The 24,541-nt window shown below is 75.0% G+C and carries 22 protein-coding genes and 1 riboswitch; of the genes, 9 read left to right on the top strand and 13 right to left on the bottom strand.

Annotated features, from left to right (window positions below; all coding sequences use genetic code 11):
• Window position 1 precedes the first annotated feature (1 nt).
• The 4 genes from BUB17_RS03350 to BUB17_RS03335 form a co-directional block, all read right to left on the bottom strand.
• On the bottom strand, window positions 2–1,696 hold the full coding sequence (locus BUB17_RS03350) for a PHA/PHB synthase family protein (protein WP_072913255.1): 1,695 nt from the start codon (window positions 1,694–1,696) through the stop codon (window positions 2–4).
• A gap of 197 nt (window positions 1,697–1,893) precedes the next feature.
• A complete protein-coding gene (locus tag BUB17_RS03345) occupies window positions 1,894–2,532 on the bottom strand; it encodes a superoxide dismutase family protein (protein WP_072913252.1) in 639 nt (212 codons plus the stop codon).
• Between the two features lie 228 nt (window positions 2,533–2,760).
• Window positions 2,761–3,900 (bottom strand): acyl-CoA dehydrogenase family protein, encoded by a 1,140-nt coding sequence (locus tag BUB17_RS03340; protein WP_072913249.1) that lies wholly within the window; start codon window positions 3,898–3,900, stop codon window positions 2,761–2,763.
• A gap of 32 nt (window positions 3,901–3,932) precedes the next feature.
• On the bottom strand, window positions 3,933–5,636 hold the full coding sequence (locus BUB17_RS03335; protein WP_072913246.1) for an AMP-binding protein: 1,704 nt from the start codon (window positions 5,634–5,636) through the stop codon (window positions 3,933–3,935).
• Between the two features lie 140 nt (window positions 5,637–5,776).
• On the opposite strand from BUB17_RS03335, the gene BUB17_RS03330 reads away from it, so the two are divergent.
• Window positions 5,777–7,369 carry a fatty acyl-CoA synthetase gene (locus BUB17_RS03330; RefSeq protein ID WP_072913243.1) on the top strand — a complete coding sequence of 531 codons (1,593 nt, stop codon included), beginning with the start codon at window positions 5,777–5,779 and terminating at the stop codon, window positions 7,367–7,369.
• 25 nt (window positions 7,370–7,394) lie between these two features.
• Here BUB17_RS03330 and BUB17_RS28140 read toward each other — a convergent pair whose 3' ends face one another.
• The 6 genes from BUB17_RS28140 to BUB17_RS03300 all read right to left on the bottom strand — a co-directional run bounded on the left by BUB17_RS28140 (window position 7,395) and on the right by BUB17_RS03300 (window position 13,326).
• A complete protein-coding gene (locus BUB17_RS28140; RefSeq protein ID WP_072913241.1) occupies window positions 7,395–8,027 on the bottom strand; it encodes a class I SAM-dependent methyltransferase in 633 nt (210 codons plus the stop codon).
• 40 nt (window positions 8,028–8,067) lie between these two features.
• On the bottom strand, window positions 8,068–8,994 hold the full coding sequence (locus BUB17_RS03320; RefSeq protein ID WP_072913238.1) for a VldE C-terminal domain-containing protein: 927 nt from the start codon (window positions 8,992–8,994) through the stop codon (window positions 8,068–8,070).
• A 278-nt stretch (window positions 8,995–9,272) separates the two neighbouring features.
• Window positions 9,273–9,425: riboswitch (cyclic di-AMP (ydaO/yuaA leader) on the bottom strand.
• Between the two features lie 535 nt (window positions 9,426–9,960).
• Window positions 9,961–11,208 carry a formamidase gene (gene fmdA / locus BUB17_RS03315; RefSeq protein WP_072913235.1) on the bottom strand — a complete coding sequence of 416 codons (1,248 nt, stop codon included), beginning with the start codon at window positions 11,206–11,208 and terminating at the stop codon, window positions 9,961–9,963.
• Between the two features lie 12 nt (window positions 11,209–11,220).
• Window positions 11,221–11,862 (bottom strand): AmiS/UreI family transporter, encoded by a 642-nt coding sequence (locus BUB17_RS03310; RefSeq protein ID WP_072913232.1) that lies wholly within the window; start codon window positions 11,860–11,862, stop codon window positions 11,221–11,223.
• Between the two features lie 3 nt (window positions 11,863–11,865).
• Entirely contained in the window at window positions 11,866–12,195 is a 330-nt protein-coding gene (locus BUB17_RS03305; protein WP_072913229.1) for a zinc ribbon domain-containing protein, read from the bottom strand.
• 75 nt (window positions 12,196–12,270) lie between these two features.
• Complete coding sequence (locus BUB17_RS03300) at window positions 12,271–13,326, bottom strand: substrate-binding domain-containing protein (RefSeq protein WP_072913226.1); 1,056 nt, start codon at window positions 13,324–13,326, stop codon at window positions 12,271–12,273.
• Between the two features lie 135 nt (window positions 13,327–13,461).
• Here BUB17_RS03300 and BUB17_RS03295 point away from each other — a divergent pair, with 135 nt between their 5' ends.
• The 4 genes from BUB17_RS03295 (at window position 13,462) to BUB17_RS26575 (ending at window position 16,877) form a co-directional block, all read left to right on the top strand.
• Complete coding sequence (locus BUB17_RS03295; RefSeq protein WP_083605978.1) at window positions 13,462–13,890, top strand: MarR family winged helix-turn-helix transcriptional regulator; 429 nt, start codon at window positions 13,462–13,464, stop codon at window positions 13,888–13,890.
• A gap of 74 nt (window positions 13,891–13,964) precedes the next feature.
• Window positions 13,965–15,002 (top strand): alpha/beta fold hydrolase, encoded by a 1,038-nt coding sequence (locus BUB17_RS03290; protein WP_072913220.1) that lies wholly within the window; start codon window positions 13,965–13,967, stop codon window positions 15,000–15,002.
• A 205-nt stretch (window positions 15,003–15,207) separates the two neighbouring features.
• Window positions 15,208–16,626, top strand: coding sequence for an MFS transporter (locus BUB17_RS03285; protein ID WP_072913215.1), 1,419 nt, complete (start codon window positions 15,208–15,210; stop codon window positions 16,624–16,626).
• A 98-nt stretch (window positions 16,627–16,724) separates the two neighbouring features.
• On the top strand, window positions 16,725–16,877 hold the full coding sequence (locus BUB17_RS26575) for a hypothetical protein (protein WP_175561256.1): 153 nt from the start codon (window positions 16,725–16,727) through the stop codon (window positions 16,875–16,877).
• Between the two features lie 62 nt (window positions 16,878–16,939).
• Here BUB17_RS26575 and BUB17_RS25320 read toward each other — a convergent pair whose 3' ends face one another.
• Window positions 16,940–17,803 (bottom strand): LysM peptidoglycan-binding domain-containing protein, encoded by an 864-nt coding sequence (locus BUB17_RS25320; protein ID WP_083605977.1) that lies wholly within the window; start codon window positions 17,801–17,803, stop codon window positions 16,940–16,942.
• 359 nt (window positions 17,804–18,162) lie between these two features.
• On the bottom strand, window positions 18,163–19,023 hold the full coding sequence (locus tag BUB17_RS03270) for an alpha/beta hydrolase (RefSeq protein WP_072913212.1): 861 nt from the start codon (window positions 19,021–19,023) through the stop codon (window positions 18,163–18,165).
• Window positions 19,024–19,112: 89 nt separating this feature from the next.
• Here BUB17_RS03270 and BUB17_RS03265 point away from each other — a divergent pair, with 89 nt between their 5' ends.
• The gene (locus BUB17_RS03265) at window positions 19,113–19,649 is read left to right on the top strand and encodes a DNA-directed RNA polymerase subunit alpha C-terminal domain-containing protein (RefSeq protein WP_072913209.1); all 537 of its coding nucleotides are present in this window, start codon (window positions 19,113–19,115) and stop codon (window positions 19,647–19,649) included.
• Between the two features lie 135 nt (window positions 19,650–19,784).
• A complete protein-coding gene (locus BUB17_RS03260) occupies window positions 19,785–20,750 on the top strand; it encodes an NADPH:quinone oxidoreductase family protein (RefSeq protein WP_072913207.1) in 966 nt (321 codons plus the stop codon).
• A gap of 67 nt (window positions 20,751–20,817) precedes the next feature.
• On the opposite strand, the gene BUB17_RS26570 is transcribed toward BUB17_RS03260, so the two are convergent.
• Window positions 20,818–21,366 carry a hypothetical protein gene (locus BUB17_RS26570; RefSeq protein ID WP_072913203.1) on the bottom strand — a complete coding sequence of 183 codons (549 nt, stop codon included), beginning with the start codon at window positions 21,364–21,366 and terminating at the stop codon, window positions 20,818–20,820.
• Between the two features lie 91 nt (window positions 21,367–21,457).
• Between BUB17_RS26570 and BUB17_RS03250 the strand changes: the two genes are divergently transcribed.
• On the top strand, window positions 21,458–23,776 hold the full coding sequence (locus BUB17_RS03250; RefSeq protein ID WP_072913200.1) for an MMPL family transporter: 2,319 nt from the start codon (window positions 21,458–21,460) through the stop codon (window positions 23,774–23,776).
• A complete protein-coding gene (locus tag BUB17_RS03245) occupies window positions 23,773–24,516 on the top strand; it encodes an LmeA family phospholipid-binding protein (protein WP_072913197.1) in 744 nt (247 codons plus the stop codon). The genes BUB17_RS03250 and BUB17_RS03245 overlap by 4 nt, the downstream gene beginning before the upstream one ends.
• The last annotated feature ends 25 nt before the right edge of the window (window positions 24,517–24,541 follow it).

The following is a 24,541-nucleotide window of genomic DNA, read 5'->3' as shown; positions in this document are numbered from 1 at the left end:
GTCACTTGTCCCGGACGTAGCTGCCGGGGGCGTCCTCGCGGACGCGGAACCGGGCGCTGCCGAGCTCGTCGGGCGCGGGCTTGTCCGGTCCCGACCGTTCCCCGAGCCACGCGGAGTAGTCCGGCCACCAGGAGCCCTTCTCGGTGCGGGCGGTGTCGGTCCACTCCTCGACGGCCGCCGAGTTGTCGTCGGTGACCCGGTAGCTGGACTTGGGGTTGCCCGGCGGGTTGACCAGCGCCGCGATGTGCCCGTTGGTCGACAGCACGAAGCGCATCTTGCCGCCGAGCAGCTGGCTGCTTCGGTAGCACGACTGCCACGGGCAGATGTGGTCGGCGGACCCGGCCAGCACGTAGGAGTCGACGGTGACCTGGCTGAGGTCGACCTCGGTGCCGAGCAGGGTCACGCTCCCGGGGTGGGTCAGCTTGTTGCCCAGGGCCATGTCGACGAAGTCGGCGTGCAACTGGGCGGTCATCCGGGTGGTGTCGGAGTTCCAGGACAGGATGTCGAACTTGGGCGGTCGCTTGCCCTGCAGGTAGTTGTTGACCCAGTAGTTCCAGATCAGGTCGTTGGGCCGCAGCCAGGCGAACACCTCGGCGAGCGTGCGGCCGTCGAGGTAGCCGGCGCGCCGCGAGGCCGCGACGGCCTGCGCGGCGGTGTCCGGATCCATCGTCGCACCGAGCAGGCCGGCGCGCGTCTGGTCCAGCACGGTGACCAGCAGGCTCAGGCTGGCCAGCCGGTCCTGCCGCCCCTTCGCGGCCAGGACGGCGGCGGTCATGCTGGCCAGGATGCCGCCCGAGCACGTCCCCATCAGGTGGGTGGCGTCCTCGCCGCCGATCTCCTCGACCGCGTCGAGGGCGTCGAGGATGGCCGTGGCGTAGGTGTCGAAGCCCCAGTCGCGGTGCCGGGCGTCGGGGTTGCGCCAGGACACCATGAAGACCTGCTGGCCCTGGCCGACGAGGTGCTCGACCAGGCTGCGCCCGGGCGCGAGGTCGAGCACGTAGAACTTGTTGATCGTCGGCGGGACGATGAGCACCGGCACGGACCGGACCGTCTCCGTCGTCGGCCGGTACTGGATCAGCTCGAAGACCGGCGTGCGCAGCACCACCGCGCCGGGGGTGACGGCGAGGTCCCGGCCCACCTCGTAGGCGTCCGGGTCGACCATCGTCGGCACCCGGGGCGGGCTGGCCAGGTCGCGCACCAGGTTCCGCGGCCCGCGCACGAGGTTGGCCCCGGCGGTGTCGATGAGGGCCTTCCACGCCACCGGGCTGATCAGCGGGTTGTTGCTGGGCGCGAGCGCGTCGACCAGGTTGGTGCCGGCGAAGCGCACCCGCTCGGCGTCCTTCCACTCCAGCGGCACGTCGTGCAGCAGGCCAAGAGCGGTCTCGCCCGTGGCGAGGTAGGCCTGGACCAGCCGCCGCAGCAGCGGGTTCTCCGTCCACGCCGGGTCGGCGAAGCGCCGGTCCCGCTGGGAGGGGGCCACGTCGCTGCTGCCCACGGCGATCTGCGCCAGCTGGCCGGCCAGCGACCGGGCCCGCGCCGCCAGCCGGTCCGGGCGGCGGGCCAGCCCGCCCAGGAACTTGAGCCCCGGCTTCCCCGGGGACAGCCGGCGGACCGTTCCCTGGGCCGCCTGGGTCAGCAGCAGGTCGAGGGGCGCGGCCGCACCGGCCACCTCGCGCGAGTCGTCGACCGATGCCATGTCGTCTCCTCCGGGACGGCGATCCCCTCCGGGGGACCTCCGACCCTTGTGGGTTGGGTCGCGGGACGCTTCCCCAGCATCATGCCCGGAGACGTCGACACTGCCCATTCGGGGGGAGCTGCTGTCGCCCCACCGAGGGGGGCGTGCCGCGCCGCCGCGGTCGGTACCTGCTGGTCGGCGGATCGGGCTCGGGCGGATCAGCCCTCGACCGGTCCGCAGGCGATGCGGCCTCCGGCGTCGCCGGTGTTGCGCGTCATCTGGTCCGGCCCGCCGGGGGCGTAGCGCTCCGGGACGTTCGCGTAGTTGTCGGGGTCGGCGTGGACCATGACCGCGCTGCCGTCGTCGTCGGTGAGCTGGTCGAGGGTCAGCGCGTCGGTGACGGCCGTGAGGGTCCCGGTGCCGGCGTCGGTCACGTACAGCAGGGGCAGGTCGCCCGCGTGCTCCCCGTGATCGGTCTCCCCGGCACCGATGTGCCCGCCGGCCGACAGGAAGTCCCCCGTCATCGACGGGTCGGCCGGGCTGGGGCTGTCCGGGTCGCAGACGCCGGCGGCGTGCAGGTGGAACCCGTGGTAGCCCGGCGGCAGGCCGGTGACCCGGACGTCGACCTGCGTGCCGCCCTCGACCTCGGTGAGGGTCGCGACGCCCACCTCGCGGCCGTCGGGGTCGACCAGCCGCGCGGTGAGCTCCGCGGAGCCGGTGCCGGCCGACGCGGAGTCCGCCACGGCCGTGCCCCCGCCGGAGGACCCGGGCTGCGCCTCGTCGGTCCCCGCACAGCCGCACACGACGACGGCGAGGACGCACGCGGACAGAGCTGGGGCGACGACCGGTCGGCGCATCGGGTCCTCCTGACATCGGCCGGTGACCAGAATCCTCCCGGACCGGCGCCCTGGCCACGACCTCGCGCCCCGGCCGGCGGGACGCACCCGGCGTGCCGCCAGGACACGCCGGGGCGAGCGCAGGGGGACGGCGGTCCGCAGGCTCGGGCAGCGGGTGTGGACGTCGTCCACGACCTCCTCGAGCGCCCGGGGGGACGGCGCCCGGCGGAGCGGGTGGGTCCGCGGGGGTCAGCGGGCGAGCGAGCGGCTGATCACCAGGCGCTGGATCTGGTTGGTGCCCTCGAAGATCTGCATCACCTTGGCCTCGCGCATGTACCGCTCGACCGGGAAGTCGCGGGTGTAGCCGTACCCGCCGAGCACCTGGACGGCGTCGGTGGTCACCCGCATCGCCGCGTCGGTGGCGATCAGCTTGGCCACGCTGGCCTGCCGGCCGTAGGGGCGGCCGGCGTCCCGGCGGCGGGCGGCGTCCAGATAGGTGGCCCGTGCGGTGTCGACGGCGGCGGCCATGTCGGCGAGCAGGAAACCCAGCCCCTGGTGGTCGATGATCCGCCGGCCGAACGTGCTGCGCTCGTGCGCGTAGTCCACCGCGGCGTCCAGCGCCGCCTGCGCCAGACCGGTGGCGACCGCGGCGATGCCGAGGCGCCCGGAGTCCAGCGCGGAGAACGCGATCGACAGGCCCTGCCCCTCGGCACCGATCAGCCGGTCCGCCTCGATCAGCGCGCCGTCCCAGTTGGCCATCGTGGTCGGGATGGCGTGCAGCCCCATCTTCTCCTCGGGCCTGCCGAACGACAGGCCCTCGACCTGCCCCGGCGCGAGGAAGCAGGAGATCCCGCGCGAGCCCTCGCCGGTGCGCGCGAACAGCGCGTAGAAGTCGGCCTTCCCGCCGTGGGTGATCCACGACTTGGTGCCGGTCACCCGGTACCCGCCCTCGGTCGCCTCCGCCCGGCAGGCCAGCGCCGCGGCGTCCGACCCGGCCTGCGGCTCGGACAGCGAGTACCCGCCGACCAGCTCCCCGGCGAGCATCCGCGGCAGCCAGCGCTCCTGCTGCTCCGGGGTGCCGAAGGTCGCCAGCGGGTGGCAGGACAGCCCGTGCACCGACACCGCCACCGCCACCGCCGCCCACCGCGCGCCGAACTCCTCCAGCACCTGCAGGTACACCTCGTAGGGCTGTCCGCCCCCGCCGGACTCCTCCGGGTACGGCAGGCCGAGCAGCCCCAGGCCGCCGAGCGTCGCGAACAGCCCCTCGGGGTAGGTCTCGGCCCGCTCGTGCTCCGCCACCCGGGGGCTGAGCTCCTTGTCCGCGACCTCGCGGACGAGGGCCAGCAGGTCCTCGGCCTCCTCGCTGGGCAGCAGACGGTCGACGGTCACAGGAGTTCCTCCAGGGAGTGCACGGGCGCAGGTCAGCTCTTGAGCTCGGGGAACTGGTCGTCCCGCCACTCGACACCGGAGCGCGGATCGGCGGTGGCGAGCTCCTCCTCGCGGGCGCGGAGCTCCACCCGCCGGATCTTCCCCGAGATGGTCTTGGGCAGCTCGGCGAACTCGATGCGCCGCACCCGCTGGTAGGGGTTGAGGTGCTCACGGGCGTACCGCAGCACCGACAGGGCCGTCTCCCCGGTCGACTCGTGCCCCGGGGCCAGCGTGACGTAGGCCTTGGGCACCGCCAGCCGCAGCGCGTCCGGCGCCGGGACGACGGCCGCCTCGGCGACCGCCGGGTGCTCGATCAGCACCGACTCCAGCTCGAACGGGCTGATCTTGTAGTCGCTGGCCTTGAAGACGTCGTCGGTGCGCCCGATGTAGGTGATGTAGCCGTCGGCGTCGACGCTCGCGACGTCCCCGGTGTGGTAGTACCCGCCGGCCGTCGCCTCGGCGGCGCGCTCCGGGTCGCCCTGGTAGCCGGTCATCAGCGGGAGCGGGTGCTGCGCGAGGTCCAGGCAGATCTCCCCCTCCCCCGGCCCCTCGACCGGGCGGCCGGTGACCGGGTCGACCAGCACCACCGGCACGCCGGGCAGCGGACGGCCCATGGACCCGGGCTTGACCTCCGACCCCGGCGTGTTGCCGACCTGCGCGGTGGTCTCGGTCTGGCCGTACCCGTCGCGGATGGTGAGCCCCCAGGCGCGCCGCACCTGCTCGATGACCTCCGGGTTGAGCGGTTCGCCGGCACCGATGACCTCGCGGAGCGCGCCGGGACCGCCGGACAGGTCGGCGTTGATCAGCATCCGCCACACCGTGGGCGGGGCGCAGAAAGAGGTGACGCCGTGCTCGCGCAGGAGGGTGAGCAGCGCGGCCGGGTCGAAGCGCCGGTAGTTGTGGACGAGGGCGGTCGCCTCGACGATCCACGGCGCGAAGAAGCAGGACCAGGCGTGCTTGGCCCACCCGGGCGAGGAGATGTTGAGGTGCACGTCACCGGGTTGCAGGCCCAGCCAGTACACCGTCGACAGGTGCCCGACCGGATAGGAGACCTGGGTGTGCTCGACCAGCTTCGGGCGGGACGTCGTCCCGGAGGTGAAGTACAGCAGCAGCGGGTCGCCGGGCGCGGTCCCCGGGTGCTCGACCGGGACGTGCTCGAGGTCGGCGGCGGCGTGCAGGTCCGCCCAGCCCTCGGCCGGCCCGACGCTGATCCGGGTGTAGTCGCCGGGGACCTCGGCGAACCTCGCGACGTCGGCCGCGTTGCAGACGACGTGCCGTGCCCCGCCGCGGGTGATCCGGTCGACCAGGTCGGCCGGGCCGGCCGCGGTGGTGGTCGGCATGATCACCGCTCCGAGCTTCGCCACCGCGAGCATCGACTCCCACAGCTCGACCTGGTTGCCGAGCATGAGCAGGACCGGATCGCCCTTCCCGACACCCCGGCCAGCGAGCCACGCGGCCAGCCGGTCCGACGCGCGGGACACCTCCGCGTAGCTGCGCCGCGTCGTCGTCCCGTCCTCCTCGACCAGGACCAGGGCGGGGCGGTCGCTGTCCCGGGCGACGGCGTCGAACCAGTCGACCGCCCAGTTGAACCGCTCCCCGAGCTCCGGCCAGCGGAACTCGGCGACCGCCTGCTCATGCCGGCCGCGCAGCCCGAGCAGCTGGTCCCGGCTCGCCCGGTAGGCCTCCGTGACGTCCATCTGGGTGTCCTCTCCTGCGCCTCGTCGCGCCGGCCGGCACCCGGTCGCCGGTGGCTCCCGGATGGTCGGACGTCCGAATAGATTGTGCTCGGGGTCACTCTAGGACCCCTCCACGGACGGCCGGGCCCCAGGAGACGAACGTGTTCGACGAGACGCTGACCAGCACGATCGCCCAGGCCCGCAGGCACGCGCTCGGCGACCTGCTGCGGCGCTCCGCGGCCCGGGTGCCGGCCAGGACCGCCCTGCGCTACCGCGACCGGTCGTACACCTACGCCGAGCTCGACACCGCGGCCGACCGGGTCGCGAACGCGCTCACCGTCCGCGGCGTGGCGCAGGGCGACCGGGTGGCGCTGCTGTCGCACAACGACGACGGGTACGTGGTGCTCACCTTCGCCCTCGCGCGCCTGGGCGCGATCGCGGTGCCGGTCAACTTCATGCTCCAGGCGGGCGAGGTCGCCTACATCCTCGAGCACTCCGGGGCCACCGGGCTGGTGGCGGAGGTGGCCCTGCTGCCGGTGGCGCAGCAGGCCGTGGAGCTGGCCGGGCGCGAGGCGGCGGTCCGGGTCCGGGGCGTCCTGGGCGGCGACGGCGGCGACCTGCCCGGCGGCTGGGAGGCGTTCGAGGTCTGGGCCGCGCACGACGACGCGACCGCGCCGCAGGTCCCGGTCGCCGACGACGACGTGCTGCAGCTGATGTACACCAGCGGTACCGAGTCGCGGCCCAAGGGCGTCATGATGACCAGCCGCAGCCTGATCGGCCAGTACGTCAGCTGCATCGTCGACGGCCGCTACACCGCCGGGGACGTCGCCCTGCACGCGCTGCCGCTGTTCCACGTCGCCGCCCAGCACTGCTTCCTGATGCCCAACCTGTACCTGGGCGGGACGAACGTCGTCCTGGACGGGCCGGACCCGGCCACCGTGCTGGAGACGGTGGAGCGGGAGCGGGTGACCAGCCTGTTCTGCCCGCCGACGGTGTGGATCGGGCTGCTGCGCTCCACCGATTTCGACCGCCGCGACCTGTCGTCGCTGGCCACCGGCTACTACGGCGCGTCGATCATGCCGGTGGCCGTCGTCGAGGAGCTCCGCCGCCGGCTGCCCGACATGGCGCTGTTCAACTTCTACGGCCAGACCGAGATGTCCGCGCTCGCCCTCGTGCTCTCCCCCGAGGACCAGCTGCGCAAGCCCGGGTCGGCCGGCACGGCGGTGATCAACAGCGAGACCCGGATCGTCGACGAGGCCGACGATCCGGTGGGCCCCGGCGTCGAGGGCGAGATCGTGCACCGCAGCCCGCACGCCACGGCCGGCTACTGGAACGACCCGGAGAAGACGGCGGAGGCGTTCCGCAACGGCTGGTTCCACAGCGGCGACCTGGGCGTGATGGACGAGGACGGCTACATCACCGTCGTCGACCGCAAGAAGGACGTGATCAAGACCGGCGGGGAGAACGTCGCCAGCCGCGAGGTCGAGGAGGTCCTCTACCAGCACCCCGCCGTCGCGGAGACCGCCGTCTTCAGCATTCCGCACCCGAGGTGGATCGAGGCCGTCGCCGCGGTCGTCGTCCCGCGGGCGGGGCAGACGGTCGACCCCGAGGAGCTGGTCCGGTTCTGCCGGGAGCGGCTGGCCGGCTACAAGACGCCGAGGTACGTGGCCGTCGCCGACGGCCTGCCCAAGAACGCCAGCGGCAAGATCCTCAAGCGCGAGCTCCGGACGACGTACGCGGACCTGGCCGGGTGACCGGGGTGGCCCGCGCGGTGCGCCCTCAGGGTCGGGTGGCGACGAGCGCCGTCCAGCAGCCGGCGAGCCGGGTCTCCTGGGCGGCCACGGTGAGCCCCGCGGCCACGCAGGCGGCCGCCAGACCGTCCGGGGTCGGGCGGTCGCCGTCGGCGGGGTGGCGGGACACCGCCCGCAGCGGGCGGCTGTCGACGATGCGCGCCGTCATCTCGCAGGAGTAGAGGCGCCCGCCCGGGCGGAGCACCCGTGCCGCCTCCCGGACGACGTCCCGCCAGGCGTCGGCGTGGTGCAGGACGTGGTAGCCGAACACCGCGTCGTAGGCCGCGTCGTGCGCGGTCAGCGCCGTCGCCTCGCCGCGCTGCACGTCGACCCGCCCGGTCAGGTCGCGCACCGCCTCCCGGCACGCCGCGACGCTGTCGTCGAACCGCTCGACGCCGTCGGCGTGCCCGGCACCGAACAGCTCCAGCGCCAGGCGCAGCCCGGTGCCCCGGCGGCCGGTGCCGAGCTCCAGGACGCGGCCGCCGGGCACCGGCCCGCCGAGCCGCAGCAGGGCGGGTGCCTCGATGCGGCGCTGCACCAGCGCGCGCAGGCGCGAGTCGACCCACAGCCGGTTGGCGTCGACGAGGGTCGGCGGGACGGGACGGGAAGAGCTGGTGCCCATCGTGCCGTCCTGCCCCGCCGGCGCGGCGGGCAACCGCAGGTCAGCCCCGGTAGTTCACGTGCGGGTGGTCCATGTGGTTGGCCGTCGCGCCGCCGCGGTCCGCCATCGCCTTCCAGGAGCCGTTCGGCGAGGACAGCATCCGCTGCTGCCAGATGATGTAGTCGACGCCCAGCTCGTCCCAGTGGGCGATGTGGTACTCGACGATCGCGTCCCCGAGGGCGGCGTCGGAGCCGACCATGTAGTCCAGCGCCAGGCCCGAGGGGTGGCCGCCCGGGTCGGCGGCGCTGGGGCGGGTGCCGCCCAGGGTGATCGAGTCGGCGCCGGGCACGTTGCGGACGACGGCGTTGGCGGCGGCCTGCACCACGCCGGCGACGGAGCCCGCGGAGTTCTTGATCGAGGCGACCGTGCCGGCCGCGGCAGCGGAGGCAGCCCGGGGCGCGGCGGCCGCGGGAGCGGCCGCACCGGCCTGCGCCGGGGTGGCCCGGCTGCCAGCGGCGGCGGAGGCAGCCGCGGCCTCGGCGGCCGCCTTCGCGGCGGCCTCGGCCTCGGCCTTCGCCTTGGCGGCCGCCTCGGCCTCGGCCTGCTGCCGGTCGAGCACCGCCTGGTCGGCGGCGGCCTGGGCCTGCTGGGCCGCGGTCTCGGCGGCCGCGCGGGTGCTGCGGGTGGCGGCGAGGTCCTGCAGCGGCTGCAGCTCCGAGGTGACGTCGACCGGGCCGGACCGGGCGCTCAGCCCGAGCTCCCGGGCGACGCTGACGGTCTCCGACGGCGCGGCCTCGGCCTGCGCGGCCGGCTCGGTGCCGACGACGACACCGGCCAGGACGGCGCCGGCGGTGGCCGCGCCCAGGTACAGGGCGGGACGGCGGCGCGCGCGGGCAGAGCGGCCAGAGGTGAGGCGGCCAGAGGTGGGGTGGCCAGAGGTGGGGCGGCCAGAGGTGGGACGGCCAGAGGTGGTGGTGCGGCGGGCCATGGGTTCGCGTTCTCCGGGGTGTGGGCGCAGCGGCGCCCCGAGGGCGCGCGGGTCTGCGGGGGTCTGCGGGCGGCGGCGACTGCGGCCGTGCGACGAGCGCCGGGCGGGCGCACCGGGGAAGCGGCGGGAAGCCGGTCGAGCGCGGGTGCTCGGGTCGGTGGGCCCACGGGCGGCGTCCGCTGCGGACGGCCGCGTGCGGTCAGGTGCGCGGGCGCACCGGGATCCGGAGCCGGCGGGGTGGTGCAGCAGGGCAGGGGCACGCCATGCGGCGGCTCTCCGTTTCTTCCGACGGCCGCCTACCGGGTTAGCTGACGGGTTCGGGCGGGAAGCAGCCCTACCTGCCCCTGGACGTGCGTCCAGGAGCGGGATTCACCCCAGTTCTGCGGTGGGTCCCCGGCTCGCCCCGGAGGGCGACTCGGCGGCGCCCGCTCGGGCCTCCCGATGGGAGGCGGAACGACCGAACGGACCCGTCGACCGTAACGGCGTTATCGAGCTGTGACAATCAGCGGCCCCGTTTTCGGGAGGTGACACGCGTCGCCCACCCGCCGGATCGTCGGCCGGGGGTGTAGGGGGCCCCGGCGGAGGAGGACGGACAGCGCGGGGGGCGGAACGGCGAGCGGCAGCGGCCCGGGCTGCCCACCGCCGGCGCCGGTCGCCCTCCCGGCGCGGAGCGGTGCCACCCCCACGCGGTGGGCACCCGGCGGCGGACCGCCGGGAAGGCGCGGCCCCGACCCGGTCCGCCGGCCAGCGCAGCCGGCACCAGCGCGGACACCGCGCCGCAGGCCGGTCCGACGACGAGGACGCCGGTCGGGACGACGGCGGGTGCGGCCCTGCGGCCGGACCGGCGGTCAGGAGGCGGTGGAGACCCCGAGGGCGAGTGCGGGACACCGCCGGGCCGGCCGGGCCCGGGGGGCACGCAGCGGCGCGGGCGGACCGGCGTCCGCCCGCGCCGGGCCGGGATGCCGGTCAGGACGTGACGCAGACCTGCCCGCGGTCCCTGCGCTGCGGGCCCTGGCCGCCGGGCCGGATGTCCTCGTCGAAGATCTCCGTCGGCAGGAAGACCGAGCAGCAGGCGTTGGGGATGTCGACCACACCGCCGATGCGGCCCTCGATCGGCGAGGTGCCCAGGATCAGATAGGCCTGCTCGCCGGTGTAGCCCCACTTCTCCAGGTAGCGGATGGCGTTGAGGCAGGCGTTGCGGTAGGCCAGCGTCGCGTCCATGTACACGTTCGTGTCGTCGCGGTGGTCGACCGAGACGCCGATGAACGTGAGGAACTCGGAGTACCGCGGCTCCACCCGGCCCGGCATGAAGATCGGGTTGGTGGTGACGCCGTAGGTCTCCATGCCGCCCTTGATGAGGTCGACGTGGAAGTCGATGAAGCCGCCCATCTCGATGGCGCCGCAGAAGTTGATCTCGCCGTCGCCCTGGCTGAAGTGCAGGTCCCCTCCGGAGAGCAGCGCGCCGTCGACGTACACCGGGTAGAAGACCCGGCTGCCGCGGGTGAAGTTCTTGATGTCGTGGTTGCCGCCGTTCTCCCGCGCCGGCACGGTCCGGGCGCCGTCCCGCCCGATCGCCTCGAGCAGGTCACCGGTGGCCGTGCCGCCCAGCACGTTGTCGGGCAGCGGCGGCAGCCCGAGGGGCGGCACCCGGTCGGGGTCGGTGGCGATCAGGGCGCGTTCCCGGGCGTTCCAGCGGGCCAGCAGGTCCGCCGACGGCGCCGTCCCGAACAGCCCGGGGTGGGTGATGCCCGTGTACTCGACCCCCGGGACGTGGCGGGACGTGCACTTCTGGCCGCGGAAGTCCCAGATGGCCTTGTAGGCGTCCGGGTAGTAGTCGGTGAGGAAGCCGCCGCCGTTGACCTTGGCGAAGATGCCCGAGTACCCCCACCCCTCCCCGCAGTTGGGGCCTTGCGCCTGGGGCACCGGGCCGAGGTCGAGGATGTCGACGACCAGCAGGTCACCCGGCTCGGCCCCCTCCACCGCGATCGGCCCGGAGAGCATGTGGGCGTGGGAGAGGTCGACGTCCCGGACGTCGTTGGACGAGTCGTTGTTGCCGATCTGGCCGTCGGTCCACTCCTTGCACTCCACCCGGATGTCCTGGCCCGGCCGGACGGTGACCGCCGGCGGGATGTCCGGGTGCCAGCGGTTGTGACCGGGGACGGCCTGGTCCCGCATGGACCTGCTCTGGTCGACGCTGAACACGACCTCGGGCATGGCGGTTTCCTCTCACTGGGCGCCCGGTGCGGCACCGGGCTGGGTGGGGGCCGGGGAGGCGGGGGCGGACAGGGTCCGGCCGAGTGGAGCGCTGGCGGCGAGCAGCAGCACCCCGAGGGCGGCGACGACGAGGGCCGTGGTGAGCGACTCGCTCCACCAGCCGGTGATGATCAGGAAGGCCGGGACGGCGGCGGTGAGCAGCCCCTCGCCCAGCGCCAGGACGCCGACCGCGCCGGTGAGGTGGTCCTTGTGCCGGGCCAGCAGCAGGAAGAAGCCGAACCACAGGACCGCCCACAGCAGCCAGATGACGGCGAAGGTCCGGTCACCGACCGCCAACCAGGAGTGGACGGCGAAACCCACGGCGGCGGCGGCCACGACCAGGGAGAACCAGCCGAGCCCCTCGCCCGGCCAGCCGGTGATGCCGTTGATCCCCACCCACAGGTAGGTGAAGCCGAAGTAGTAGAGCCCGGCGGCGAGCGCGATCTGCGCCGTGTCGCCGTTCGCGGCGATGATGAGGTAGGTCGGCGTGACCACCTGGAGCGCGCCGACGAAGAGGTTCAGCGGTGCGGCACTGGCCGGGCTCACGTGCCCCAGCAGCATGAAGCCGTTGACCACCAGCACGGCACCGACGTAGAGCAGGCCGACGGCGCCCACGGGTCACCAGCGCGGCAGCGAGGGGTGCGGGCCCGCGGGGCGGTGCGCCGCGTTGACGGGGGCGGCACCGGCGGCAGGACTCCACCGGCGGCTCCGCGGCCGGGGCCGGCCGGCGGGGATCGACCGGACCACCTGCGGCGCCTCCGCGCTCGCGTCGGCGGTCGACACGGCGCGGTGCAGTGCGGCGGGCGTCGTCGCCAGGGCGGGTGCGGTCCACACCCGGCTGGACTCCCCCGCGCACGTCGGGCAGGGATGCGTGGGGCGCACCGAGGACATCGGGACCACCACCTCGAACACCGAGCAGTCGGGGCACCGGAACACGTACGTGGCCATGGCTCCTCCGTTCCATTCAGCTGCAACTTATTCAGGTGAAAGGACCTGTCAAGAGGGCCGGGGCGCGGACCCGGGTCAGAGCGCGGCGAGGACCTCGAAGTCGTAGCCGTCGGCCACGGCCAGGTGGACCCGCTGCTGGAGGTGGTTGCCGGAGAAGGAGACCGGGCCGCGCGGGCCGTCGTACCCGAGCCCGTCGGCGACGGCGGCCATCCGGGAGACCTCGAGGCTCCCGGCCCGCTGGGCGAGGGCCGCCAGGGCCATCAGCCCCTCGCAGCAGGACTCCGCGGCGTTGTTGAGCGGTGGCGCGTCGGGGCCGTGCTGGGCGACGTAGTCACCGCAGAACTCCAGCGCCGACGTCGTGGCCAGCGACCGGAAGTAGGAAGCACAGACGAAGAGATCCTGCGTCGCCTCCACGCCGCTGGCCAGGAGCATGTTCTCCTCCATGAGCGGGCTGAAGCGGATCAGTCGCTCGTGCAGACCGTGCTCGGCGAAGAGGCGGTTGAACTGGACCGCGTCCTGGCCGACCAGGTACAGCAGCACCCCCTGGGCGTCACTCGCGCGGATGCGCTCGACGACGCCCCGGAAGTCGTCGGTGCCCAGCGGCACGTAGTCCGTCCCGACGAGTCGGAGGTCCAGCCGCCGGGCGAACTCGCGGGTGACCTCCACCGAGGCGCGGGGCCAGATGTAGTCGTCGCCCACCACGAACCACCGCCGCACCCCGCAGACGTCGCGCAGCCACCGCAGAGCGGGGGCGATCTGCCGCGCGGGCGTCTCGCCCGAGCAGAAGACGCCCGGCCGGGTCTCGCCGCCCTCGTACAGGGAGGTGTAGACGTAGGGGACCCGCCCCGAGGTCACGGGCGCCACGGCGTGCCGGACCGCCGAGATGTGCCAGCCGGTCACCGCGTCGATGCGCCCGGCGTCGATCAGCCGGCCCACGGCGGCTCCCACCTGCTCCGGCCGCGCGCCGCCGTCGATGATCTCGACGGTCAGCTCCCGGCCGAGGACCCCGGCGTCGTTGATGGCCCGCACCGCCGTCGCCGCCACCGCCTCGCAGGACGGGCCGAACAGGCCTGCGGGCCCCTGCAGGGGGACGACCAGCCCGACCCGCGCGACCTCTGCGGACCGACCCATCGATCCCCCCAGGCGTGGACTGCGTGGGCGTCGGAGCGGAACCCCACGGGCCTCTCTGCGAGAATCGGCCCGAACCGGGGATCACTATGCTGACCCGCCCCAGCGATGGGAAGGGTCCCGGTCGGGGGAGCGAGCATGCGGCAGGAGACGTCGGGGGGATCGCTGCCCCACGTCGACCTGCTCCGCCAGGTGGCCTCCGGCCTGACCTCCCGCGTCGAGGAGATCCTCGTCGGGAGTGACCTCACCCTCGACCAGTGGCGGGTGCTGCACACCCTCACCGAGGTCGGCCCGCTGTCGATGACCGACCTGGGCGGCCGCACCCGGATCCCCGGGCCGACCGCGACCCGGATCGTGGACCGCCTGGTGGAGCGCTCGCTCCTCTACCGCAACGTCGACCCGGCCGACCGCCGCCGTGTCGTCGTCCACGCCGCCGAACGCGGCCGCGCGTTGTGCCGGTCGCTGGCCCCGCGGATCGCCGGGGCCGAGCGCGAGGGGCTCGCCGCACTGTCCGCCGCGGAGACGCGCACCCTCCGCCGGCTGCTGGAGCGGCTGGCGGCACCCTGACCAGGGCGACGGGTTGCGCTCGACTGCGGCGGCGAGCAGGCTGGCGAGACACTTTCACCTGGAAGGAACTCGCCGTGCCCGCTCCCACGGACCACCAGCTGTTCGACCTCGGTGACCTGCCCCTGCAGAGCGGGGCGACGCTGCGGGGCGCGCAGCTGGCCTACAAGACGTACGGGACCCTGGACGCCGACCGGTCCAACGTCATCGTGCACCCCACCTGGTTCAGCGCGTGGCACGACGCCAACGAGTGGTCGATCGGCCCGGGCCTGGCCTGTGATCCGGAGCGGTACTTCATCGTCGTCCCCAACCAGCTCAACAACGGCCTGTCGACCTCGCCGAGCACCACCCCTCCCCCCTTCGACGGGCCCCACTTCCCCCGGGTCACCTTCGCCGACCAGATCGAGGCGCAGCACCGCCTGCTCACGCAGCAGTGGGGGATCGAGTCGATCGAGCTGGTGCTCGGCTCCTCCATGGGCGCCGGCCAGACCTACCAGTGGGCGGTCAGCCACCCGGAGATGGTCAGGCGGGCCGCGCCCATCGTCGGCTCCAGCCGCACGAGCGAGCACAACCAGGTCTTCCTGAAGAGCCTGCGGGCCACGCTGACGCTCGACCCGGCCTTCCGCGGCGGCGAGTACTCCCCCGACGCGCGCCCCACCGCCGGCATGCGGGCCTTCGCCCGGATCTACGCCGGGTGGGGCCTGTCCCAGGCGTTCTACTGGGAACGCGAGTACCGGACCATGGGCCACTCCTCGCTCGAGGACTTCCTGGTCGGGTTCTGGGAGGGGTTCTGGCTCGACGAGGACCGGGACCCGAACAACCTGCTGGCGATGCTCTGGACCTGGGAGCACGGGGACGTCGGCCGGACGCCGGGCTTCGACGGGGACACCGAGGCGGCGCTGCGCTCGATCCGCTGCCCCGTCGTGGCCATGCCCGCCCGGACCGACCTCTACTTCCCGCCCGAGGACGAGCAGTGGGCCGCGCAGTTCATCGAGCGGGGTGAGGTCCGGGCCATCGACACGATCTGGGGCCACTTCGGCGGGCTCGGCATGAACCCCGTCGACAACGCCTTCGTCGACCGGACGCTCGCAGAACTGCTCGACCGTCCCGCCTGAGCCGCGTCGCACCGGTCGTCCCGTGCGGGACGACCGGTGCGGACCTGCAGCAGCTGGCGGGCGGAGCGCACCCGGGAGGCCCCCAGGGCTCCGCCCACGGGGAGCATGCGGTCAACGGAACGACATCGCAACAGATGTCCAGGACGTCTGGCGACCTCGGTTCCGCCCTCGTTGGGGAGCGCAACGAGCTGGGACCCTGGAGGTCATGGCGGTCGCCCGGTCCCCTCGCACCCTCGTTCCGGTGCTGCTCTTCGTCGGGACGGTCGTCGCCGTCATCAGCAGCCTCGGCGCACCGCTGATCCCGGCGATCGCCGAGACCATGGGGGCGTCGCTGCCCAGCGCCCAGTGGTCGCTGACCGTCACGCTGCTGGTGGGCGCGGTGGCGACCCCGGTGGTGGGCCGGCTCGGCGACGGTCCGCACCGGCGGACGGTCGTCCTCGTCGTCCTGGCCGTGGTCACCGCCGGCGGCGTGCTCGCCGCGCTCCCCCTGGGCCTGGGCTGGCTGGTCGCCGGCCGCGCGCTGCAGGGCGTGGGGCTCGGGCTCACCCCGCTGGCCATCGCCACCGCACGCGAGGCGCTGACCGGGCAGCGGTCGCGCTCCACCATCGCCGCGCTGTCCATCACCGTGGTCGCCGGCGTCGGGCTCGGCTACCCGCTCGCCGGCCTCGTGGCCGAGCTGGGCGGGGTGCACGCGGCCTTCTGGGCCGGCGCCGCCGTGAGCGCGGCCGCCCTCGCCGCCTCGGCCGCGGTCCTGCCGCCCTCGGCCGCCGCTCCGCGGCGACCCCTGGACGTCGTCGGGGCCCTGCTCCTCGGCGCCGGGGTGACGGGGCTGCTGGTCGCGCTGGGCCGGGCCGGGACGTGGGGCTGGACGTCGCCGCTGCTGCTGGCGACGGCCGGCGGCGCCGTCGTGGCACTGGGCGTCTGGGTGCTCTGGGAGGTCCGGACGCCGCACCCGCTGGTCGACGTGCGGCTCGCCCGCGGACGGGTGGCGTTCTCCGCGCACTCGGCGGCACTGCTGGTGGGGTTGTCCAACTACCTCCTGCTCACCGCGGTGCCCGTCCTGGCACAGGCCCCGGCATCGCCCGGCGCGGGCCTCGGCGCCTCGATCGTGGTCGCCGGGCTGGTGCTGCTGCCGTTCTCGGCGGCGAGCGTGGTCGCCGGCCGGCTGACCGCCCGCATCCGCCCGCAGCTGGTCCTCCCGGGAGCCGCGCTGGTGCTGGGGTGCGCGTTCGTGCTGTTCGCGGTCCTGCGCACCGAGCTCTGGCAGCTCTTCCTGGTCATGGCGGTGGCCGGGCTCGGTGTCGGTGCCGCGTTCGCGGCGTTCCCGGCGCTGGTGGTCGCCGCCGTCCCGCCGTCGGAGACGGGCAGCGCGATGAGCCTCAACCAGGTGCTGCGGTACGTGGGGTTCGCCGTGGGGAGCGCGCTGACCGCGACCGTGCTCGCGGGCGCCACGGCGGGCCCGGGCGCGGCGCCGTCCGGCAGCGGCTACACCACCGTCGCGGTGACCGGCGCCGCCGTCTGCGCGGCGACCGCCGTGGTCGCCGCTGTGACCGGCCGTCAGCGGCCCGCCCGGCCGGTGCCGGGCGGGCCGGGTGCCCGGGCGGCCGGGGTCCCGGCCCGCTGAGCGAGGCGGCGCGGGTGCGCTGACGACCTCCTGGTCGCCGAGCGGTACCCGGCCGTCGGCACGCGGTTCCCCGTGGCCCGGCGGGGCACCCTGTCCCCATGAGCGAGATGGACCCGCGGGACCCGAGCACCCTGTACTCGGAGGGACCGGTCGCACCCGAGCCGCCCGAGGACGACGTGCCCGAGACCTCTCCCCTGCGCGACTCCGGCGGCACCGGGCCGGGGCCCGACGACCTCGACCAGCTCCTCTGATCGCCGAGACGCCGGCGGCCCCGCCCGCAGTCGGTGGGGGCCGCCGGCGGCCGGGCCCGGACTCAGCCGACGTAGTTCACGTGCGGGTGGTCCATGTGGTTCGCCGTGGCGCTGCCGCGGTCGGCCATGGCCTTCCAGGCGCCGGTCGGCGAGGTGAGGATCCGCTGCTGCCAGATCACGTACTCGACGCCCAGCTCGTCCCAGTGGGCGACGTGGAAGGCGACGATGGCGTCCCCGAGGGCGGCGTCGGAGCCGACCATGTAGTCCAGCGCCAGGCCGGACGGGTGACCGTTCGGATCGGTCGCGCTGGCCCGGGTGCCGCCGATCGTGATCGCGTCGGCGCCGGGCACCTCGCTGACCACCCGGTTGGCCGCGGCCTGCGCCTGCGGGGCCACGTTGCCGGCGCTGTTGGTGATGCTCGCGGTGGCAGCCGGGGCTGTGGCGGCCACGGGGGCCGGAGCGGCCGCGGGCGTCGGAGCCACCGCGGCGAGCGGGGCGACCGCCGCCGCGGGAGCCGCGTTCCCGGCCGAGCCGGCGACGGGAGCCCAGGCGGCCGGGGCCGCGTTCCCGGCCGAGCCGGCGGTGTGCAGGACCTGCCCCGGGAAGATCCGGTTCGGGTCGGCGCCGATGACGTCGGCGTTGCGCTGGTACAGCTCCCGCCACGACTGGCCGTGGGCGGCGGCGATCCTCGCGATCGTGTCACCGCGCTCGACGGTGTGGTCGGCCTCCGGCGCGGTGCGGCCGGCATCCGCGCCCGGTGTCGCGGCGGGGATCTCGACGGCGTGGGTGAGGACGGTCGTCCCGGCGAAGGCCTGGGCCGGGGAGCTCAGGACGCCGAAGCCGACGACCGTGGCGCCGGCTGCGACCGGGGCCTTGGCGAGGACCTTCTTGGTGCGGACATAGCGGGGTGCGCGGTGCTTGGCCATGGTGATCTCCGATCACCGCCGGCGAGGTCAGCTGTCGGGTTCGGGCGATCGGTGCCCGGCCGCGGTCCGCGGCTTCACCCCGAGGCGGCCGGCGCTCGAGTCGTGCATCCGAGCCGTGGCACGCCGTGGTCGTGGGTCCCCCACCCCTGCCCTGGGATCCGGATGGCGACCGGTGGGCAGGGTTTGGCGGTCCGGCGCCGCGCTCTCTTGTTTGCTGAGCGCACACGAAACGCTACGTCCAGTCATGTGCATTGTCGCCGTGACGCCGATCACATCAGCGCCCGGGAACGGCGGGTCGCAGGTCAGCGCGGCGTGTCGCGGAGCTGTACCGGTCGTGCCGTCCCGGGCGGCGGAACGCGTCAGGACGCCGTGCGGTGGGCGTCCAGCCAGGTGACGACGTCGGCCAGGACGTCGTCCTTCTCCGGCTCGTTGTGCGGCTCGTGGAAGAGCCCGTCGTAGACCCTGAGCGTCAGGTCGGGAGAGCCGGCGTGCGCGCGCACGACCTCGCTCGCGGCCGGCGGGACGAGCCGGTCGGCGGTGCCGTGCAGCACCAGCAGCGGCAGGGTGAGCGAGGGCAGCCGCCGTGGCATGGCCAGCGCGGTGCTCATCAGCTCGGCGCCGGTCCGGGCGACCATCCTCCCGGTGTGGTTCAGCGGGTCGGTGCGGTAGTCGCGGACCACCTCGGGATCCCGGCTGACCGCCTCCGCCTCGAGCTGGAGGACGCCGAGGTCGGGCAGGACCCGGGACAGCAGCGGCGCCACGACCTTCTGGACGGCGTTGGCGGCACTGGTGTCCAGCGCTGCCGCCGAGAGGACCGCACCGGTGACCCGGGTGTCCGGCGTCCCGGTGAGGTACTGCAGGGCGATCAGCCCGCCCAGGCTGTGCCCGTAGACGAACAGCGGGACGCCGGGGTGCCGCTCGCCGGCGAACCGCACGAGCTCGGCGACGCCGTCGACGGCAGCGGTCATGCTGCCGATGTTGCCGCGCCGGCCCGGGGAGCGGCCATGACCGGGGTGGTCGACGGCGTGGCAGGCGTACCCCGCGGCGGCCAGCCGCTCGGCCACGTGCCGGTACCGACCGCCGTGCTCGTGGGCCCCGTGCACCAGGACGACCGCGCCGACCGGGTCCTCGACGGTCCAGGCCTGCCGGTACTGCCCGGAGGGCAACGAGCCCTCGCTGTGCGTGGGACGGGGGGTCCCGCCGGGACGGGCAGCGGTCATCGGAGAGCCTCCAGGGGTGCGGACTGCCTGCGCATCCTGCAGGAGACCTGGCCCGGTGCCGCGCAGCGGTCGGCCCTAGGTTGGACCCCATGCCGACCACGTCACCGGGGAGCACGCCCGGGGAGACCGTCAGCGACCTGGGCCTGCCCACGCGAGCGGTGACCGCGCTGGCCCGGGCCGGGATCACCACGACCGCGCAGCTCGCCACCCTCACCCGGGCGGAGCTCATCGCGGTCAACGGGCTGGGCCCGGGCAGCATCGCCGCCATCCGCCGCGTCGTCCCGGAGCCGCCCGGCCGCATGAGAGCGGCCCAGCCGCGCCCCGACCGCGCGCAGTCCTCCCTGGCGGAGCCCGGAGCGGACGAGGAGGAGTCGCCCGATGCGCCTCGCATCCCGTCGTTCGAGTCGCTGCGCAGCACCCGCCGCCGGACGACGGTCGACCTGATCGTGCCCGCCACACCACCCCCGGCCGATCCCATGCCGACCGCGCCCCGGCCGCCGGACTACGCCGACCTGTGGCGCCTGGGCGTGCGGGTGGGCTCCACCCTCGCGACCCTGCCGGTGCGACTGGCCCTGCGGGCCGTCCAGGCGCCGGCCCGCCGGCTGCGGCGGCTGGTCGGCGGGTAGCCCGCACCTCCGCCGAGGGCGGCGTCACGCCCCGTGGAGCCGCGGTTCGGTCACCCGCTCCCCCGCCCTCGCTGCGACGCCGGTCCCCCGCTCTGACAAGCTCGCGGTCCCGTAGCCCACCGTGCAGGAGGACCCGTGCGCGCAGCCCAGATCGTCACCCTCGGCGGCCCCTCGGCCATCGCGGTCGTCGACGTCCCCGAGCCCGACTCGGACGGCCGGGTGCTGATCGACGTGCACGTCGCGGGCGTGACGTTCCCCGAGGTGCTGCTCAGCCGCGGGGAGTACCAGATCAAGCCGCCGCTGCCGTTCGTGCCCGGCAGCGAGGTGGCCGGGACGGTGCGCAGCGCCCCCGCGGGCAGCGGCCTGCAGCCCGGCCAGCGGGTGGCGGCCTTCCCCGGCTTCGGCGGCTTCGCCGAGGTGGCCGCGGCCGACCCGGGCTTCGTCTTCCCGCTGCCCGACGGCGTGACCTTCGAGCAGGGCGCGGCGCTGCCGATGAACTACCTGACCATGCACTTCGCGCTCCGCCGCCGCGGTCGGCTGCGCGAGGGCGAGACGGTGCTGGTGCACGGCGCCGCCGGCGGCCTGGGGACGGCGGGCATCCAGCTGGCCAAGGCGTACGGCGCGCGCGTGCTCGCGGTGGTGTCCAGCGAGGCCAAGGGCGGGGCCGCGCGGGCCGCCGGCGCCGACGAGGTCGTGCTCGCCGACGGCTTCCGCGACCGGGTCAAGGAGCTCACCGGCGGCCGCGGCGTCGACGTCGTCGCCGACCCGGTGGGCGGCGACCGGTTCACCGACTCGCTGCGCAGCCTGGCGCGGGAGGGCCGGCTGCTGGTGCTGGGCTTCACCGGCGGGGAGATCCCCACGGTGAAGGTCAACCGGCTGCTGCTGAACAACGTGTCGGTCGTCGGGGTCGGGTGGGGCGCGTTCTGGACGGGCGAGCCCGGCTACGTGCAGGAGCAGTGGCGCGACCTGCAGCCGCTGCTCGAGCGCGGCGCCCTCGACCCGGTCCTCGGCACCGTGCACGACCTGGCCGACGCCGCGGCGGCGGTCACCGAGCTCGACGAGCGCCGCGCCACCGGCAAGGTGCTGCTCCGGGTCCGCTGACGAAGGCCCGCGCTCCCCCACGGCTCGCAGGCTCGGCAGCGGGGCCGGTTCCCCGGCCCGGAGGTCCTCAGCCCGTCGGTGACGCCGGAGGGGGCGGCTCGGCCCCCTCGGTCGGCTCGGCCCCCTCGGTCGGCTCGGCCCCCTCGGTCGGCTCGGCCCCCTCGGTCGGCTCTGCCCCCTCGGTCGGCTCTGCCCCCTCGGTGGACAGCGACCCGGACGCCTCGCAGGCGGCGCGGCTCGCGCCGAGCCGCGCCTGCAGCGGCTGGAGCCGGCGGACCACCTCGTCGAGCTGAGCCGCGTCCAGGGCCGCCGCAGCGGCCCCCAGGTCGTCGGCGGTCGCCGCGATGTCCTGCGCGGCGTTGAGCGCCCGCAGGCAGGCCGGGTCGATCCCGACCGGGTCACCCGGCCCGGCCGTGCCCGTCGGCCCGGCAGCCGGCGCGGACGCCGCCTCCTGCGCGGACCTCGGCACGGGCGGGGCCTGACCGAGCAGCCCGACGAGCAACGCCCCGGCGACCAGGCCGAGGACGAATGTCCCCGCGGCCAGCCAGCGGGTCCAGCCACGGTCCTGCGGGCCGTCCGACCGCTCCTCCTGGCCGGGTGGGGCGGGCTGCGCCATCGGTCGTCCTCTCACCCGGCGGTCAGGCGGGCTCGGACGTACCCTCCGCAGACAGCGGTACGCACGAGAACGGGCCCGGCGGGAGGCCGCCTTGTCCTCACGGCACTGGGTGAGGTCGCTGGTCGCCGTCCCCGCGGCCGTGCTCCGCGCGGTGGGTCGCGCGATCCGGACCCTCGTGGTGACCGGGCGGTGGTTCGTCCTCGCCGGGTGGATCGCCCTCGCCGTGGCTGCGGTCGTCGTGCCCTCCCCCGGAGGCGGTGGCGGCAGCACCGCCGACGTCGGCGGCCTGCTGCCCCCGGGCAGCGAGGCGGTGGCCGTGCAGGAGCGCAGCCTGGAGCTGTTCCGGGTGCCGGTCCTCTCCGAGACCTCCGTCGTCGTGCACGACCCCGCGGGCCTGGACCCCCTCACCCGCGCCGACGTCGCCCTCTGGGCACTGGCCCACGTGCAAGCCCAGCTCGAGGGCACCGCGCCGCCCAGTGGCGAGCAGGTCGTCGCGGCGGTGCCGATCCCCACCTCCGACCCCGAGACCGCCGTGACCTACCTGTACGTGTCCGGCGGGACCTCGCTGGCCGAGGCGACGGCGCTGGCCCGCCAGTACGCCAACCACTTCGACATCGACCCCTCGGTGCGGACCTACGTCACCGGGTTCACCCCGGCCCGGGTCGCCCAGGCCGAGTACCTCTCGTCCCGGCTGCTCGTGTTCGAGCTGGCGACGCTGGTGCTGATCGCCATCGTCGTGGCGCTCACCTTCCGCTCCCTCGTGGCGCCCGTCGTCGTGCTGTTCGTGGCGGGGCTGGGTTACGTGGTCGCGGTGCGCGTGTTGGGCGCCGCCGCCTCCGCGCTGGGTTTCGCCCTCCCCGACGAGCTCCGGCCGCTGACGGCGGCCCTGCTCATCGGGGTCGTCACCGACTACTGCGTGCTGTTCTGCTCGGGCTTCCGCCGGCAGCTGGACCGCGGGGTGGACCGGCACGAGGCGGCCCGCCGCGTCGTCCTCACCGAGGGCCCGATCGTGGCGGTCGCCGGGGTGACCGTCGCGGCCGGGACGGCGGCGCTGCTGGTCGCCGACTTCGCCCTGTTCCGCGCGTTCGGGCCGGCACTGGCCCTCACCGTGGTGGTGGGCCTGGTCGTGTCGCTCACCCTGGTCCCGGCCGTGCTGGCGGTCCTGGGCGCCCGGCTGTTCGCCCCGTCCCGGGCCGGCGGCCGGACGCTGGACCGCAGCGCCGGGCCGGCCACGCGGTGGCTCGCCCGGGCTCTCTCCGGCCGGCGGGGGGCGCTGGCCGGGCTGCTCCTGGGCGTCGGCGTGCTCGTCCCGGGCGCGCTGCCGCTGTCGGACATGCAGCTGGGCGTGTCGTTCACCACCGCCCTGCCCGACGACGACCCCGTGCGGGTCGGCGCCCAGGTGCTCGAGGACACCGGCGTGCGCGGGGTGACCGCACCGACCGAGGTGATCCTGGAGGGCGAGGGGGTCTCCGCGCAGCGGGAGGCCCTCACCCGCTTCCAGGAGGAGCTCGCCGCCCTGCCCGGGGTCGCCGAGGTGCTGGGGCCGGCGCAGAACCCGCTGCCCGAGGAGTACGGCATCGTCTTCTCGACGGACGGGGACGCCGCGCGGTTCATCGTGGTGTTCGACAGCGACCCGCTGGCGGCTCCGGCGATCGCCGACCTGCGGCAGCTGCAGGACCGCGTCGACACGCTGGTCGCCGAGGCCGGCGTCGAGGACGTCACCGTGGGGGTGACCGGCCAGACCGCCGTCGCCGCCGAGCTGGCCGCCATCACCCGCGCCGAGCTCGGGCGCGTGGTGATCGCCGTGCTCCTGGTCGAGCTGGTCATCCTCGCGCTGTTCCTGCGCGCGATCCTGGCGCCGCTGGTGCTGCTCCTGCTGAGCGCCCTCGGCGTGGCCACCGCCCTCGGCCTGACCGTCCTGGTGTTCCAGGTCCTGCTCGGGGAGCCGGGCCTCACCTTCTACGTCCCCTTCGCCACCGCCGTGCTGCTGCTCGCGCTCGGCTCGGACTACCTCGTGTTCGTCGTCGGGGCGATCTGGGAGCAGGCCGCCCGGCGCCCGCTCGCCCAGGCGATCGCCGTCGCCCTGCCCGCCACCGCGCGGGCGGTCAGCGCCGCCGGCCTGATCCTGGCGGCCACGTTCGCCATGGTCGCCATCATCCCGCTGTCCACCTTCCGCCAGATCGCGTTCACGATGGCGGTCGGGCTGCTCATCGACACCTTCCTCACCCGGCCGGTGCTCACCCCGGCCGCGCTGACCCTCCTCGGTCGCGCCGGGGGCTGGCCGGGCGGCCGGATCCGCACCACCGCCGCCCGCACCGGCGCCGAGGAGCAGTCCGGGTTGCTCGAGCAGGAGGCCGAGCGGTTGCGCGAGGGCGCGGTGCAGGCGGCGGTGGGCGGCGGGCCGAGGTGAGCACGGGCCCGGCGCCCCCGGTCCACGGCCGGCGCGCCACCGTCGCGCTCGCGCTGACCGTCGTCCTGGGGACCGCGCTGCTGCTGTGGGCGGCCGAGTGGCTGGCCCGCGCCGGTGCGGAGTCCGTGCTGGCCCGCGCCGTGCAGGAGCAGACCGGCATCCTCGAACGCCCCACCGTGCTGGTGCACGGCAGCCCGGTCCTGCTCCAGGCCCTGCGCGGTCGCTACGACGACGTCGAGGTCGACAGCGGCACCGTGTCCGCCGGTCCCGTGCGGCTGCGGGCCGTCGAGGCCGAGCTGAGTGGTGTGTACCTCTCCTTCCACGACCTGCTCGACGGCAACACCGACGAGGTGTTCGTCGGGCGGTCCGTCGAGCGGGCCCTGCTGACCCACGACGACCTGGACCGCTACCTGCGCTTCACCAGTCGCCGGCTGGAGGCCGAGCCGGCCGGCGAGGAGCAGCTGCGGCTCACCGGGACCGTCGACACCTCCGGTGGGGTCCGGGAGGTCTCCGCCCTCGCCGAGGTCGCACCGGAGGCCGGCGCGCTGCTCGTGCGGCCCACGCAGCTGGACGCTCCGCCCGCGCTCGACGGGCTCGAGGAGCTGCTGCTCCGGCAGCGGTTCACCTTTCCGGTACCCCTGGACCCCCTGCTGTTCGAGGAGGGGGACGTCGACGTCGCGGTGCAGCCGGACGGACTGTCGATCCGGGTCTCCGGCAGCGGCGTCGTCCTGGGCTCCTGACGCGGGTGCGGCGCCGCGGGTCACG

Origin of the sequence: Geodermatophilus obscurus (genome assembly GCF_900143215.1) — a bacterium.
In the GTDB taxonomy this organism is placed as follows: domain Bacteria; phylum Actinomycetota; class Actinomycetes; order Mycobacteriales; family Geodermatophilaceae; genus Geodermatophilus; species Geodermatophilus obscurus_A.
This window is presented reverse-complemented; position numbering and strand designations above follow the sequence as displayed.

What these genes read in the sequence shown, in the direction of transcription:
- BUB17_RS03350 (WP_072913255.1), bottom strand. Translation starts at nt 1,696, where the DNA reads ATGGCATCGGTCGACGACTCGCGCGAGGTGGCCGGTGCGGCCGCGCCC.
- BUB17_RS03345 (WP_072913252.1), bottom strand. Translation starts at nt 2,532, where the DNA reads ATGCGCCGACCGGTCGTCGCCCCAGCTCTGTCCGCGTGCGTCCTCGCC.
- BUB17_RS03335 (WP_072913246.1), bottom strand. Translation starts at nt 5,636, where the DNA reads ATGGACGTCACGGAGGCCTACCGGGCGAGCCGGGACCAGCTGCTCGGG.
- BUB17_RS28140 (WP_072913241.1), bottom strand. Translation starts at nt 8,027, where the DNA reads ATGGGCACCAGCTCTTCCCGTCCCGTCCCGCCGACCCTCGTCGACGCC.
- BUB17_RS03320 (WP_072913238.1), bottom strand. Translation starts at nt 8,994, where the DNA reads ATGGCCCGCCGCACCACCACCTCTGGCCGTCCCACCTCTGGCCGCCCC.
- fmdA (WP_072913235.1), bottom strand. Translation starts at nt 11,208, where the DNA reads ATGCCCGAGGTCGTGTTCAGCGTCGACCAGAGCAGGTCCATGCGGGAC.
- BUB17_RS03305 (WP_072913229.1), bottom strand. Translation starts at nt 12,195, where the DNA reads ATGGCCACGTACGTGTTCCGGTGCCCCGACTGCTCGGTGTTCGAGGTG.
- BUB17_RS03300 (WP_072913226.1), bottom strand. Translation starts at nt 13,326, where the DNA reads ATGGGTCGGTCCGCAGAGGTCGCGCGGGTCGGGCTGGTCGTCCCCCTG.
- BUB17_RS03295 (WP_083605978.1), top strand. Translation starts at nt 13,462, where the DNA reads ATGCGGCAGGAGACGTCGGGGGGATCGCTGCCCCACGTCGACCTGCTC.
- BUB17_RS03285 (WP_072913215.1), top strand. Translation starts at nt 15,208, where the DNA reads ATGGCGGTCGCCCGGTCCCCTCGCACCCTCGTTCCGGTGCTGCTCTTC.
- BUB17_RS26575 (WP_175561256.1), top strand. Translation starts at nt 16,725, where the DNA reads ATGAGCGAGATGGACCCGCGGGACCCGAGCACCCTGTACTCGGAGGGA.
- BUB17_RS25320 (WP_083605977.1), bottom strand. Translation starts at nt 17,803, where the DNA reads ATGGCCAAGCACCGCGCACCCCGCTATGTCCGCACCAAGAAGGTCCTC.
- BUB17_RS03270 (WP_072913212.1), bottom strand. Translation starts at nt 19,023, where the DNA reads ATGACCGCTGCCCGTCCCGGCGGGACCCCCCGTCCCACGCACAGCGAG.
- BUB17_RS03265 (WP_072913209.1), top strand. Translation starts at nt 19,113, where the DNA reads ATGCCGACCACGTCACCGGGGAGCACGCCCGGGGAGACCGTCAGCGAC.
- BUB17_RS26570 (WP_072913203.1), bottom strand. Translation starts at nt 21,366, where the DNA reads ATGGCGCAGCCCGCCCCACCCGGCCAGGAGGAGCGGTCGGACGGCCCG.